This is a genomic window from Marinicellulosiphila megalodicopiae, from assembly GCF_045862395.1.
In the GTDB taxonomy this organism is placed as follows: Bacteria; Pseudomonadota; Gammaproteobacteria; order Pseudomonadales; family Natronospirillaceae; genus Marinicellulosiphila; species Marinicellulosiphila megalodicopiae.
The window spans coordinates 1,686,334-1,700,545 of record NZ_AP023087.1 but is presented as its reverse complement, the minus strand read 5'-3'; the positions used below and the strand labels follow the sequence as shown (position 1 = coordinate 1,700,545).

The window sequence follows — 14,212 nt, the reverse complement described above, 5'->3', positions numbered from 1 at the left end:
ATTCTCTTAACTCGTTTGTTTTTGTTTCACTAATAACCACATAAAAAATGGCGCACCAATTAAAGCGGTAATAATACCGATGGGTAATTCAGCAGGGGCGATGATCACTCTTGAACATAAGTCGGCGACACACAACATACAAGCACCCAAAACAGCACTTAATGGAATCACTTTTTTATGATCAGGACCCACGGCTAATCTCACAATATGAGGACAAACCAATCCTACAAAACCAATCAACCCACTTAAACACACACAGATACTGACCATTAATGCGACAATCATGATAATGCGTTTTTTTAATTTAATGACATCCACACCAGAGTGTTTAGATACTGATTCCCCCATTAACATTAAATTTAATGGGCCTGCGAAGCGAGTCAACACAAAAGCGCACACCAACAAGACAGGAGCAGTGATCATCACATCATGCCAATCTAAATTAGCAAGACTGCCCATACTCCAAAAAGTAATATCCCGTAATTGGTTGTCATCCGCCATGTAAATAATGATGCCCGTTAACGCGCCACCTAAAGCGGTAATGGCAATGCCTGCCAAAAGCATAATAGTTATATCTGTATGGTTATTGGTTGTGGATAATCGATAAACCATAAACGTCACCAAACAGGCTCCAACAAAACCCGAAATAGGTAATGCGTATGCTTGCACTGAAGCACTTAACCAAACTCCACCAAACACAATAGTAAAAATGGCGAACAACATCGCTCCCGTGCTAATCCCTATCAACCCAGGATCTGCCAAAGGGTTACGAAATAACCCTTGTATGACAGCGCCACAAATTGCTAATGAGCCACCTATTAACATAGCCATTATTAACCTAGGTAAACGCACCTGTAATAGAACAGCCTCATCGGTAGGGTAAATACTTTGAACATTAAATCGAAATACAATCTGTAAAATGGATTTAAACTCAATGGGATAGGCACCAATCATTAATGATAAAATGCAGACACTCAATAAAATTACAATTAACCCTGTGCTGACCATTTTTATATTCATGTTATTTAATCAATTCAACCATCGTTTTGATAGACTCATCAATACGAGGACCAAAGGTTAATAAGTCTAAATCGCTGATATCAAATATTTTATTATTTTTGGCTGCCTTCGTATTTTTAATACTGAAGTTTTGTGAAAACTGATCTGCACTTTGGCTGCTCCTAAGCAAAAATATCACATCAGGATTAATCGTTAACATCGCCTCTGGTGTAATGGGTTTATACCCCACTATTGATGCCATCGCATTTTTACCGCCAGCAATATTAATCATAGCGTCTGCTCTGGTATGTTGACCTCCCGCCATAAAACCACGGTCACCTCCACCCATAACAAATAAAACACTTGGATTATTTTGAGCAATTTCAATTTTATCAACATTGGTTTGTATTTTTTTAATTAACGCAATGGCTTGGGTGTCTTTATTTAAAATACGCCCGACCTGTTTGATTTTATCTAACACGCCATTGACCGAATAGGTATTTTCCAAAATATGCATATCGACTCCCATTTTTTTAAGGGTGTCTAATGTTTCAATTGGGCCTGCATCAGTAGTGGTTAAAATCATACTGGGCTTTAAAGACAATACACCCTCAACAGACAATGCTCTTAAATACCCTACATCTGGCAAAACTTGAATAGATGCTGGATACAAAGAAGTAGAATCTCTTCCCACAATATTTTCTTGAGATCCTAATGCAATCGCTATTTCAGTCACGGCACCATCAATGGTAACTAATCGTTCATTTGCAGCAACAACAAAACAGGTTAAACATAACGACAACGTTAAAATTAACTTACCCATGAGCCACCTCTTTGGTTGTCACAAATTCATTATTTTTATTGATATCCGTTAATAATGCTTGTGTATCGTTTACACTATTGATTTGGAAACCTTTTAAAATTTCTCTCCAAGATTCTAACTCTAAATCTTTAGGCGCACGCTCACCAAAAATTTGCATAATGGTATTGCCGTCTTTATCTAATGCTTCAACGGATGAAATCACACCATACGCACTTGGTCGTCTGACTAACCAAAACTGATCAATACCTGAGCTATCTAAATGCAACGTAAAGTCTTTATTAAATACGTTATACCACTTATCCATTAATACGATTTTTTCAAACTTACCCGTAAATATTTGAATGGCGCCTTTGTTACCCACAAACAATACAACGGGTACTTGTTGTTTTTGAATGTCTTGAATCAAAGGTAATACATCTTCTTTAGATAAACGGTGTGCAAATTCTTTGGGCACTTTTTCGAATGCTTGCTGGCGAGTCATGTTTAATTCATGTAATAACTGAGCATATTGATGCACATCTTTAATGGCCGCCCAACGTTTAGAAAATTGCACGGCATCGATATCCACTGGCTTTTCTTTTTCTTCAATTTCAGGCGCTGTAAATTCAAGTATATCAATCACTTCATCTTTAAAATTTTCAATTAAATCGTTCCATACTGATTCATTCGTTTCATCTTTTTTATAAAGCTTTAATACCGCATCGCCGTTTCTATCGAAAATTTGAATACTTTGTTTATCATTTTGATTCACAAAAAAACCATAAGCCCATTGTTTAAAAAATAATCGTTGATCCATTTCGCCTAAAAATAAACCCACATGCTCCATGCCTGCAAGTTTTTTAAACGTGCCTGTTTTTTCATTTACGGCCCATTCATTTCTAACTAATGAGAACACTTTACCCAGGGTTTTAAATTCTTTAGCCATTAATTTTAAATCACCCACTAAACACCAAACGCCTTTAGTTAAATCAGTAGCCAGTAATTCCATTTCACTGACATTTAAAGATTTAGCAACATCACGAATTCGTTTTTTAGGGTTTTCAATTAAAAAATCATCCCATTGTTTTTTAAGGGATTGCTGTTTTAAATTTGATTGAATAATTTGTTGTTGAACACTCATAACTGACCTCATTTGTTAAAAATAGTTGACCGATGCCAAACTTTAAGTTTAAATGATAATCATTATCATTAGCATTTGCAATAACATTATGAAATCTTCACATTTATCAGCGTTACTCATTCCTTTCTCAGCACTCTGTCATGCCTATGATTTGGGAGATGTAACGATTCAGGCAGACAAAACGGGCGTACCTATACATTTAAGTAATTTAAATGTTGAGGTGATAAACATCACCAGTGACAGCATTTCATTACAAGATGTGCTGCAAAAAAGTGGGTCTATTGATACCTATTCCATGCACGGACAAGATGGAACAGCGGTCAATTTAAATGGTATGGATAGTAATCATGTCCTGATTACTCTTGATGGACTGGCCATTAACCCAAGCGGGCAAGCGGTTAATTTAAACGACATCAACATGGCAAATATTTTAAGAATTGAAATAATTAAAGGCAATGCGTCGAGTCAATATGGATCGCAAGCATTGGGTGGCGTTATAAATTTGGTGAGTAAACCTACTGCATCTTCCGCACTTCCAAGTGGGTCGGTTCACTACAAAACCCACAAACAACACACAAGTATTTTAGGTGATACATCGGCGCAAATACATTACGCACAAAGCATAAATGACCTGAATTTTTCTCATCATGTTCAGGTGAATAATTATTCTCAAAGCCAACTAAACAAAGAGTCTAATGAATCAGAGCAATCCAGCGGATATCGAATACTGTTAAATGAAAAAATATCAAAAGAGAATTTAACATTACAAACCCAATTAAATATAAAAAGACTGACTCGTCCATTTGAATACCAAGTAGCAACCAACACCATTGATAAACATAAAATTGAAAATGAAAATAGAGGGTTTCTACAACTTAATTACAATAAAAAAGATTGGCAAGCATCTTCAAAATATCAATATTTAAATGCACAATCCATTCAAGATGTAATATCCACAACGGATTCAAACGATTTTAATCGAGAAATCACCTCACATTTTATTCAAGCAAACGTTCAAAAAAACATCGAGTTCACCACTGCTTCGGTATTAGTTGGTGCATTTAGTCACGCAGAATCCTTAGAACAAATAAAAGAGGAAACAAAAAGAGGCATCACTACCCTAACGAATGAACTGAGTGAAACTCAAAATAAATCATCTATTGAACTTTACGCGCAACATGATTGGTACCTATCAGATTATGTCAGTCTACAAAGCGGTCTTCGCGTTCAATTTGATTCTGATTTTGGTGTATTTAATAGTCCTAACATGGCTATTAGATGGGACGTTAACGCTAACAATATTATCAAAGCGTCCACAGGTATTGGTTATCGGGTACCCGATTTAAAAGAACGACATTTTATATTTGATCACAGTATTTATGGTTATGAAGTCATTGGTAATAAAGATTTAACACCAGAAACGTCGTTTTCAAGCCAACTACAATGGCAATACATTACTCATAATTTTGATCTCTCTCATACCCTGTACGCACATTACTTAGACGATTTAATTGAACAAACATTAGATGACAGCATCGACAATGGCATCGACTCTTATATCAATATAAACAATGGCAAAGCTTCAATTATAGGTATTGACAGTCAAATAAAATGGACAGGCAATGACGCTCTAGATCTTTCATGGTCGACAAACTTATTACAAGCAACGTACCTAATTGATCAAACAAAAATGATCAACAAGCCTAATAAAAAAATAAAAGCAGACGCCAAATGGAAGTTAAAAAACAATCAATTTTTCACAACACAAATTGCTTGGCAATCAGACGCCATTAACTCAGTGCTTGAAACTAAACCTGATGTTGTATTAGTAAATGTTAGCTGGCAACAAGACTTAAGCAAAACGTTATCCATGAATGTTGCCCTTAATAATTTAACCAATCAAATCAAAAACCCTGAAATAACAGGCGATAGTAGACCCAATTCAGGTTTAGAACTCGCCGTGCATATTTCATTTAATCCTTAAATCAAACGTAAAAAACTAAACGAGAACCATTATGAAAAAACTATTATTACTATCTAGCATTGCCACCGTATTTGTAGCGTGTGAACCAGAAGAAGAAACGTCACAGACAGAAACACAAACAACGACCCATGCGTATTCAAGCATTGTCATTGATGCGACCAGCCAAACTGAATTTGCTTATGTTGATTTTGATACTTCAAGGGAAGTAACCGATGCTGATGACTGGGACATCATGGTAAAACGAACAGCCATCTCTGGGTCCGATTCAGCACAAATAGCATTAGCCAATACCCCTGAAAGTTTTTACGATGCAGATGGAGCCGCAATCGCTAGCTCTTTTGTGTCAGCAGATGCAGAACAAGAAGCAATGGCATTAGCCACCGCTTATGATCTATCAACACTATCATTTTTAAAAGATGAAATGAGTTACGCGATTGATTCTAGCTGGTACATCTACAACCCAGTCACACACGCCATTACAGCAAACCCAGAAAGCTGGTATGTGGTAGCTAATAGTGCATTTAATGAGTTTGCAAAAATACATGCAACGCAATATGACGCAGAAACAAGCACATACACATTTGAAGTATTTTCACAATTAAACGATGACACTCAATTTTCAACAACACCTTCTACCTTTGAAGTGTCATTTGCTGGCGATGTTTGTTTTAATTTAAGCGAAGCTGCAACAGTAGATTGTGCAACACAAAACTACGACATCAGATCAATCGTTGATGGATATTCAATTAATATTTCTGTATCAGGTTCTGCGTATTATCAAGTGATTGATCAAGCTACAGCAAATGCATTAACCATGGCATCTGATTTAATAGATGATGCAGAATTAACCGAAGCACAAAAAATGGCAAGCCTTGGTTATTCATTTTTTGCTGACGCTTTGAAAGGTGCGGTTTCTGAAAACAGCTGGTATGCATATGGCGTAGCAGGTGGACATGAATTATGGCCAAACTTTAGAACATACGTAATTGATACAGATGCAAGTGATGAAGCTAGCACTAATTATGCATTTCAAGTGGCTAACTATTACGACGAAATAGATGGGACTTCTGCTGTCATCACAATAAATTTCCAAGAAATAAAATAAATATAACAATTAAAAAAAACCGATGATTATCATCGGTTTTTTTACTTTTTTTATTGAACAGTCAAGCTTCCATTTTTAATCATTTCTTGTAAAGCACCCTTAACAGACTCAATGGTTTGATCAATTTGAGTAACCGTATGAGCCGTGCAAATAAAATTAACATCTCGTCTCATAATGACTCCTCGCTTAGCCATTGCGGCTAAAAAAGGTTCCGCCATTTTCACATGTTCTACAGGATTAGGTGCAAATAAAAACATAGGAATACAATCATAACCCACTACTTTTAATGATACATTTAACGATTGAGCAACGCTATTCACACCATCTTTTAAACGTTTTCCTAATTGATGGATATGGGAAATATAATCAGATTCTTGATACTCTTTTAAAACAGCATCGCATACTTCAAGGGACAACATTTCACCACCAAATGTAGTGGACACCTGTAAATCATTTAATTTATTCATTAATTCAGTACTACCGGTTACTGCCGACAACGGCATACCTGCAGCAATGCCTTTTGAAAAAGTAACAAGATCGGCATTCACATTAAAATATTCTTGCACACCGCCACGCGCTAAACGAAATCCCGTGACCACTTCATCTATAATCAACAAAACATTTTTTTCAGTACACAATGTTCTTAATGTCTTGAAAAATTCCTGACTTAATTCTCGATTATAAGGTACCGATAATAACACCGCGCTTAAAGATTCATGTTTTTGATTAATCGCTTCAAATAATTTTGCTTCATCTGGTGGCGTAAATAAAGGCAAGCGTGTTGTGTATGACTCTAAAGATTCAGGCACCCCTGGTGTGTCATACATAAAATGATCGTGCCATCCGTTATAGCCTACCGTTATGATTTCGTTTTTCTTATTATGATATCTTGCTAATCGAATCGCTGCTGAATTGGCATCTGCCCCGGTTTTAAAAAATCGGGTCATCTGTGCATTAGGAATCATATTCACTAAACGTTCGGCTGTTTTTGCTTCAACAGGTGCGGGTAATGAATGTAAAATACCATTGGTTAAGTTTTCTAAAATTGCGTGATTCACAACAGGATGATTATGCCCAAGCATATTCGCGCCTAATCCGCAGATAAAATCGACATATTGATTGCCGTCTAAATCCTCAACCACCGCTCCATGTCCTGATTTTATAAAAACAGGAAACTTACCTAATGCAAATTGCTCTGGTTTTTTCATCATAGACTGAGTAAACCCAGCGATGTATTGCTTATTTTTTTCTGCTAATGCAATGGATTGTGTTAAGTCTAATTCTTTAACATCCTCATTCATAAATTGCTTATCTAATACGGTCATGACTAGCCTCTCTATACTTTTCGATTAATGCATATATATGCATAGTGATTTAAATCTTTAATAAAAACGGATTCGACCACGTATTCATTATTATCAAATTTATTTATAAATACGGATCGTTTTTGTGAAATATCTTTTACGGTTAACTGCTCCCATTGACTACTTAGTCCCTTACCCATACATTTACCCAAAGCTTCTATGATCGACCAATATCGATTCAAGTGATGCATTTCAATGGTTAATTCATAATTCATCTGGCTCAATACTTGACTGATAAACTCATAATGTTCGACTGAACAGCAATTCAATTCAATATCAGCCCCTATTTGTATATCCTGCTCATATCCACTCATTTTTTCTAGACATACAAAAATAATGGCAGATTCTCTATCATTGGTGCTATGAGAAATATTAAATTGAAAAAGATTAGATTGACCATAATAAAAAGGTTTTCCGTATTTATTTCTGTGTAAATGTTCTTCACATATTTCTATACCGAATATATTTTTAAATATTTTTTTTAAAAAAATACACCTTACCAAATAGTCATACTTTAAAAATAAGTAATTAAATTTATGAAATGTATTTAACTCAAATAATGAAAGATATGTCATTGCCATAAATGCCATATCATTAACATTCAGATAGGACTTTTGATAGGTATTCAAATATAACGATAAATGACAATCATCAATCTTTACACGTTGTAATGAATAATCATTAGTTAAATTAAACACCTAACGTTGCCCCACCATCCACCACCAAATCATGCATGGTTATTTGCAAGGCTTGCTCAGATAATAAATATACAATGCTGTTTGCAATATCTTCTGGCGTTGCCATTTTATTAAGTGGCACACCTAAACGAAATTGTTCTAAACTTCCGTTTAAAATGGATTTTTGTGCATCTGGTCCACTTGCAAAATCGGTTTGCATTTTAGTTAATGTGGAACCAGGTGAAACCAAATTACAACGAATATTAAAAGGCGCAACTTCCAATGCCAGGGTTTTAATTAACATATTCAGTGCAGATTTTGATGCGCCATAAGCGCCTATATTTATTCTTGGTGTGCTTGCGGCATTTGAACTTACTGCCACTATGCTTCCTTTTTTTCTCGACTTCATTTTTAATGCAACATTACGACAAATAAAAAATGCACCCTTAGTATTCACTTCTATTAAAGCATCTAATGTGTTCTCATCAATATCTAAAAGTGACGTGACTCTTAATATACCGGCCACCGATGCTAAGTAGTTTATTGGCCCAATATCTTTTTCAATAGTTTCAATAAGTGAATGTATTGAATCTATATCCGCTACATCAGCATACACATTATAAAAATGAGTAGAGACTTCAATTAATGTTTTATTGGGATAATTAACATCCAAACAGATTACAATGGCACCTTGTGAATGCAATTGTTTGGCAACTTCTAAACCAATACCTCGTTGAGCCCCTGTCACCAAAGCAATGTTATTATTAAAACATTTATAGCGCATCGTATTTTCATTTTTAGTTTCAACTAAGCTCATATCAACACACTGCTATTATTTATTATGTCTTCATTATTTTCACAATCAATTAATTTGTGTTTAATGGCATACTCTAGGTATTGATAAAATTGCTGTTTAGTTATCATTAATATACTTAAATTTAAGTGATTTAATCGTTCATTTAAACCTATTTGATTTATTCTAAAATGACTTTCATGTAATTTTGGTAAACTTTTTCGTTGCTCAAAAAAATTAAGAATTGGCAAATCCTCATCATCACCCAGAGCACGAATGCTCTCACACCAACTAGACACCGATACAATCGAAAGCTTAGTACGTTCAAATGATGCATGATTTTGAATATTGTCATACACCCATTTAAGTGCCACATCTTGATTAGGCAATACATTAAACACACTATTAACACACTCAGACAAACCATCTTTGATCACAAAAGCAGCCACATCATCCACAGTACTCCAAGGCTCTTCAAAAGATAAATCTGGCAAAGCTTTATGTTTTAATCCTACTTTAAGTATCGACCACACAATATCTTTACTATTTACATAACCGGTTTTCAATGAACCCGTCACTCGTGCAAGTCGATAAATTGATGTATGCAAACCATTAGCAGAAGCTAATCGAACACATTCTTCAGACACCCACTTACTTTGTTGATATCCATCTTGCAAACCATCGTGTTGTTTTACATACCCTTGGGAATCTATTTTATCTTTATGTGCACCTGCCAAAACTGAAATTGTCGAAATTAAATTAAATTTTATATCGTATTGTTGTGCTAAATTTAATAACTGCTGCGTACTGATTGCATTGCATTTTCGTAAGGATTGATAATCTCGCATCACTGAGGTATTGGCTGCATTATGAATAATCGCCACACACTGACTGGCCAGTTCACTGAGAAAGATCGAATCTAACCCAAAATTTTCTAACTCTAAATCAGCTAATACAATAGTTATTCTGTTATTTGTATTGATGTTATTTGTATTGATGTTAATTGACTGTTGCGCTAAAGCGTTATGCAGTTTTAATTTAGCGTCTTCAATACTTTTTGCTCTAATAAAACAAATTACATTAAATTGAGTCGTATTTAATATCTTGGATAATAACTTAACCCCAACAAAACCAGTTGCACCAGTCAGTAAAATAGATTGTTTTTTATCATTAATTTTAGAAGAGTTATCAATATTTTGTTTTATAAAAGTACTATTTTTAAAATAGTCTAAATCATTTTTTATTAATTGATGTACTTCATTTTTTTGTTTTAAATCATCCATTGGAACTGTGTCATAATTACTTAAATTGGATTTAATATAATCGGTTAAGTCTAAAACCGTTGGATTTTTAAAAATCACATTCATTGAAATATTAAGTTCAAATATCTTACTAAGTCGATTAGCAACTTGGATAGATTGTAACGAATGACCACCTAACACAAAAAAATCATCCTGTGGTTTAATATGAGGATTCCCCAATACTTCTGACCATACTTTAATTATTTTATTTAATACTTCATCGTCATATTGTTGTTGATTGTTAGGTGTAACAACACTTTTTTGGGCTAATATTTTTTTATTCACTTTACCTGAAGCTGTTTTATCAAAACAATGATGCATCATAACCGATGAAGGTAACATCGCTTTTGGCAATCGAGTATTAAGAGCCCGTCTTAAATTTGAAATATCGCTATAAAGATTTGTGTACGTTTTATCCAAACAAACAATATGAGCGACTAAATATGCGACATCTAGGTGAATATGTTTTAAAACCACCACTTGTTTGATGCCATCAAGTTTTGCAATGGTTGTTTCAATTTCACCCAGCTCTATGCGTACACCACTTATTTTTACTTGATCATCTTTTCGCCCAATAAATTCAATATTATTATCTTTTAGCATTTTCACACGATCTTGAGTGCGATAAGCTCGCATAATATTTTGCGTAACAGGATGCACCCAATCAATAAATGCGTGTTTTGTTTGTTCAAAATTATCTAAATATTGATCCGCTAAACCTACACCTAATAACAATAATTCTCCTTCTTGGTTTTTTGGTACTACATTTAACTTGGCATCCACAACCGCAACTGCCCGCCCCTTTAATGGCAAACCAATTCCTTGTTGGCGTTTAGTTAAATTAGCAACGGTGGCGACAACGGTGGCTTCACTTGGCCCATAGGTGTTAAATAAATTGATATGTTGTGTATCTAATGACAGCCAAGTTTTTACGGTTGTTTGTGATACCGCCTCACCACCTATAATCACAACTCGCATTAAAGAAGGTAAACACAAGTTTTGATCTTGCATGGCATAAACTAACTCATGCCAATACGCTGTGGGCAAATCTAATACAGTTAACGAAAATAATTCACATTGTTTTATAAAAGTAGAAGGTGATTGAATCATGTCATCATTTCGTACAACTAATTTAGCACCGCTGCATAAGCTGACAAATATCTCTTCAATACAAGCATCAAAGTGTAATGGAGCAAACTGTAACCAAGTATCGTTATACACTGATTTATATTCATTTTTGGATGCAAGCACAAAATCTGTTAATGCTTGTTGATTGATCACTACGCCTTTTGGTTGACCTGTTGAACCTGATGTGAAAATTAAATAGGCAGTATAATCACTTAATTTTTCATATGATCCGTAATCTTTAATAAAATAATCTGAAGTTTTATTTAATTGCTTTCTTATTGTGTCAATTGTTAACGTTGAAAATTCTAACTTATTATATTTTTCATTATCATCAATAATAACCAAAGCAGGTTGAGTTGAATTTAAAATTTGATCATTTCTATTTGTTGGCGCGGTGGTTTCCAAAAAAACAAAATTGGCTTTCATTTTTAAACAAGCAAACATCCCTATAATGGCAATATCTGATCGATTGACTATAAAGGCTACATTTTGACCAGAGTCGACATAATGTTGCTCTAATACATACACCATACGGTCAATTGCTTGAATTAATTGAGAAAAATTGTATTGGTAATGTTCAAATAAAAGGGCATCTTTAAACGGATACGCCTTCGCTTGTTGTAATAATAATGGATATACCCCAAGTTTTTCATCCAATATTTTATCAGATTGATAAAACGACAAATCATCTACTTTAATTTTTGGTTTTGATAAAACATTAAAGGCGACGGTTTCGATTAACACTAAATAATCATTTAATATTTTTTCTAGTTGAGTCTGTGTATATCGTTCAGGATTTGCCTCTAAATTTAATATCAATCGTTGATCTTTATTAAGAGAAAAACCAAAGGAAATATCTTCAACGGGGCCTGCACTTAAATTATGATAATCAACCGTCGCTTCTGAAAAAATCAATCGTCTTGAAAAAGGCATAATATTCACAACAGGACCAAATAATTTTTTGGCCGTTTTGTCTTGTGATTCTAAATTTAACCGATCCATTTTCATGTTTTCATATCGATAACGAAAATAAGGGCGAGTCTTAGAAACGGTTTTACTGGTTAAGGCTAATATTTCTTCAAAGGTGGATTGGATTGAAAACGATAATGTAATCGGCACGATATTCATTATCATAGACGGAACATTAATTGCTTTTGAGCCCATTCGTGACATAACAGGCAGGCCTAAAACTGCATGTGGTTGAGCATTAAATTCTGCAATTAACATAGCAACGCTTGCTAAGATATAATCAGACCACATCACTTTATGCTCAGTGCTGCACTGTTGAATTTTACTAAAAATTGCCTGACTAAATTCATAAGTTAATTTAATGCTTTGAGAAGCAAAACCAACATTATCATCTAAAGACTCACACAATGAATGAGGCGTTGGCATATTAATTAATTGTTTATGCCAAAATTCTTTATCTTTTTCAAATGCTTTGGATTGTTTGTATTTATTTTGTTCTTCAATCAATGACTCATACTCACCAAACAAAGCAGCTTCATTAATAGAATTTTCAACTATTAATTCCTGATATACATCACTTACTTTTTGACTGAGTAATGAAAAACTATACCCATCACTGGCTATGTGATGGATATTTTGAAACCAGTACATACGCTCATTATCAAGACGAATTAATGCCATTGAAAAAATAGGGCCATGTTGTAAATCAAATCTTTGTTTTCTTGCAACTTGCATCCAGCGTAACGCTTCTTGTTCTGGGTTATTTTTTTGTCTAAGATCGATGACAGGCAATTCAAAGGAAGATTCTAATCGCGTTTGCTGTAACTGTGTATCAGCCATTGTAAATACACAAAACAAACAGTCTGCTTGATTCACTACTAAATTTGTCGCGCAGATAAACTTATCAATATCAATCTGTCCATTAATTTCATAGTATTCAGCGGCATTATAAATAGATGAATCGCCCACCTTTTGCTGGCCTAACCAAATACCTAACTGAGAATCTAATAATTCATACGATTTCATGACTTTACTCACTTAAGCTAACTCAGAATGAATTTCATCATGATCAATAGACGCTTGTGCTACCAATACATTGTATAGCTCCCGTAGGGTTGCCGCTTGAGCTAATTGTGAAAAATCGCCACCCCATCCTTTTTCATTCCATTGTTGAATTAAAGTCATCATACGAATCGAATCTAACCCTAAATACATAAACTCTTCATCTGCATCAACTTCATCAACAGGCATAGAAAGCACCACCGCTGCGTCATTACAAATAGCTTCAAGGCTTACTTTATTTTTAGACGGTATTTGTTTTTTTAATTGCTCAAGCGTATACACATTACCGCAACGTTTTGAAATATATTGCATGGCCATTGTGTGTTCTTCTTGTGTGAAATCCGCTACGGCATCAGCAATAACAAACGGTTTAATATCATACATAAAGGCGTCTAATGCAGTTGATAGCACACCAATATGTGCGTAAATACCGCAAACAATTAATTGGTCGCGCCCACTTTGTTTCATTGTTTGTTCAAGATTAGATTTTTTAAAGGCGCTATAACGCCATTTATTTAATACGACATCGTTATCTGTTGGCTTGAGTTGATCGATAATATCAGGCTTATTATCAGATCCATCTAACCCTTTACCCCAAAAATCAGTCAGTAATGCACGCTCTTTTTGATCTTGATTTCCTGGTTGTGCTGTATAAAAAACAGGAATGGCATGTAGTACACACCATTTTTTTAATTCAACAATATTATTCACGATGGTTTTAATTAATTCACCATTATCATCATAAAAATTAACAAAATAATTTTGCATATCATGAATCAACAATATGGATTTTTTTGGATCAATTTTCCACGTGGTTTTATTTTCGATATTGTTAAGTGCACCTGACAATGGATATTGTGTTATTTTTGGGATTGACATAGCTAAGC

At 34.5% G+C, this 14,212-nt stretch carries 10 protein-coding genes; 2 read left to right on the top strand and 8 right to left on the bottom strand.

The features are described from left to right. Positions 1 to 6 precede the first annotated feature (6 nt). The 3 genes from TYM08_RS07075 to TYM08_RS07065 are packed head-to-tail and all read right to left on the bottom strand — an operon-like array spanning position 7 to position 2,942. Positions 7 to 1,020, bottom strand: a complete 1,014-nt coding sequence (locus TYM08_RS07075; RefSeq protein WP_422382269.1) for a FecCD family ABC transporter permease — start codon at positions 1,018 to 1,020, stop codon at positions 7 to 9. Between the two features lies 1 nt (position 1,021). Further along, positions 1,022 to 1,822: a heme/hemin ABC transporter substrate-binding protein gene (locus TYM08_RS07070; protein WP_422382268.1), complete on the bottom strand. Its 801-nt coding sequence runs from the start codon at positions 1,820 to 1,822 to the stop codon at positions 1,022 to 1,024. Further along, positions 1,815 to 2,942, bottom strand: coding sequence for a hemin-degrading factor (locus tag TYM08_RS07065; protein ID WP_422382267.1), 1,128 nt, complete (start codon positions 2,940 to 2,942; stop codon positions 1,815 to 1,817). The genes TYM08_RS07070 and TYM08_RS07065 overlap by 8 nt, the downstream gene beginning before the upstream one ends. A gap of 88 nt (positions 2,943 to 3,030) precedes the next feature. Between TYM08_RS07065 and TYM08_RS07060 the strand changes: the two genes are divergently transcribed. Together TYM08_RS07060 and TYM08_RS07055 are read left to right on the top strand one after the other, a co-directional pair. Beyond that, positions 3,031 to 4,926, top strand: a complete 1,896-nt coding sequence (locus TYM08_RS07060) for a TonB-dependent receptor plug domain-containing protein (RefSeq protein ID WP_422382266.1) — start codon at positions 3,031 to 3,033, stop codon at positions 4,924 to 4,926. A gap of 31 nt (positions 4,927 to 4,957) precedes the next feature. Next, complete coding sequence (locus tag TYM08_RS07055) at positions 4,958 to 6,031, top strand: hypothetical protein (protein WP_422382265.1); 1,074 nt, start codon at positions 4,958 to 4,960, stop codon at positions 6,029 to 6,031. 50 nt (positions 6,032 to 6,081) lie between these two features. Here the strand turns inward: TYM08_RS07055 and TYM08_RS07050 are convergent, their stop codons facing one another. Genes TYM08_RS07050 through TYM08_RS07030 form a run of 5 tightly spaced genes read right to left on the bottom strand, consistent with a single transcriptional unit; the run spans position 6,082 to position 14,204 of the window. Further along, entirely contained in the window at positions 6,082 to 7,356 is a 1,275-nt protein-coding gene (locus tag TYM08_RS07050) for an aminotransferase class III-fold pyridoxal phosphate-dependent enzyme (protein ID WP_422382264.1), read from the bottom strand. An 11-nt stretch (positions 7,357 to 7,367) separates the two neighbouring features. Beyond that, the gene (locus TYM08_RS07045) at positions 7,368 to 8,093 is read right to left on the bottom strand and encodes a 4'-phosphopantetheinyl transferase family protein (RefSeq protein ID WP_422382263.1); all 726 of its coding nucleotides are present in this window, start codon (positions 8,091 to 8,093) and stop codon (positions 7,368 to 7,370) included. Next, on the bottom strand, positions 8,086 to 8,889 hold the full coding sequence (locus TYM08_RS07040; RefSeq protein WP_422382262.1) for an SDR family oxidoreductase: 804 nt from the start codon (positions 8,887 to 8,889) through the stop codon (positions 8,086 to 8,088). The genes TYM08_RS07045 and TYM08_RS07040 overlap by 8 nt, the downstream gene beginning before the upstream one ends. Then, complete coding sequence (locus TYM08_RS07035; RefSeq protein WP_422382261.1) at positions 8,886 to 13,289, bottom strand: thioester reductase domain-containing protein; 4,404 nt, start codon at positions 13,287 to 13,289, stop codon at positions 8,886 to 8,888. The genes TYM08_RS07040 and TYM08_RS07035 overlap by 4 nt, the downstream gene beginning before the upstream one ends. 12 nt (positions 13,290 to 13,301) lie before the next feature. Further along, positions 13,302 to 14,204: an isochorismatase family protein gene (locus tag TYM08_RS07030; protein ID WP_422382260.1), complete on the bottom strand. Its 903-nt coding sequence runs from the start codon at positions 14,202 to 14,204 to the stop codon at positions 13,302 to 13,304. Between the last annotated feature and the right edge of the window lie 8 nt (positions 14,205 to 14,212).

Excerpts from the sequence above, each read along its gene's own strand:
- TYM08_RS07075 (WP_422382269.1), bottom strand. The coding sequence starts at position 1,020 with ATGAATATAAAAATGGTCAGCACAGGGTTAATTGTAATTTTATTGAGT.
- TYM08_RS07070 (WP_422382268.1), bottom strand. The coding sequence starts at position 1,822 with ATGGGTAAGTTAATTTTAACGTTGTCGTTATGTTTAACCTGTTTTGTT.
- TYM08_RS07065 (WP_422382267.1), bottom strand. The coding sequence starts at position 2,942 with ATGAGTGTTCAACAACAAATTATTCAATCAAATTTAAAACAGCAATCC.
- TYM08_RS07060 (WP_422382266.1), top strand. The coding sequence starts at position 3,031 with ATGAAATCTTCACATTTATCAGCGTTACTCATTCCTTTCTCAGCACTC.
- TYM08_RS07055 (WP_422382265.1), top strand. The coding sequence starts at position 4,958 with ATGAAAAAACTATTATTACTATCTAGCATTGCCACCGTATTTGTAGCG.
- TYM08_RS07050 (WP_422382264.1), bottom strand. The coding sequence starts at position 7,356 with ATGACCGTATTAGATAAGCAATTTATGAATGAGGATGTTAAAGAATTA.
- TYM08_RS07040 (WP_422382262.1), bottom strand. The coding sequence starts at position 8,889 with ATGAGCTTAGTTGAAACTAAAAATGAAAATACGATGCGCTATAAATGT.
- TYM08_RS07035 (WP_422382261.1), bottom strand. The coding sequence starts at position 13,289 with ATGAAATCGTATGAATTATTAGATTCTCAGTTAGGTATTTGGTTAGGC.
- TYM08_RS07030 (WP_422382260.1), bottom strand. The coding sequence starts at position 14,204 with ATGTCAATCCCAAAAATAACACAATATCCATTGTCAGGTGCACTTAAC.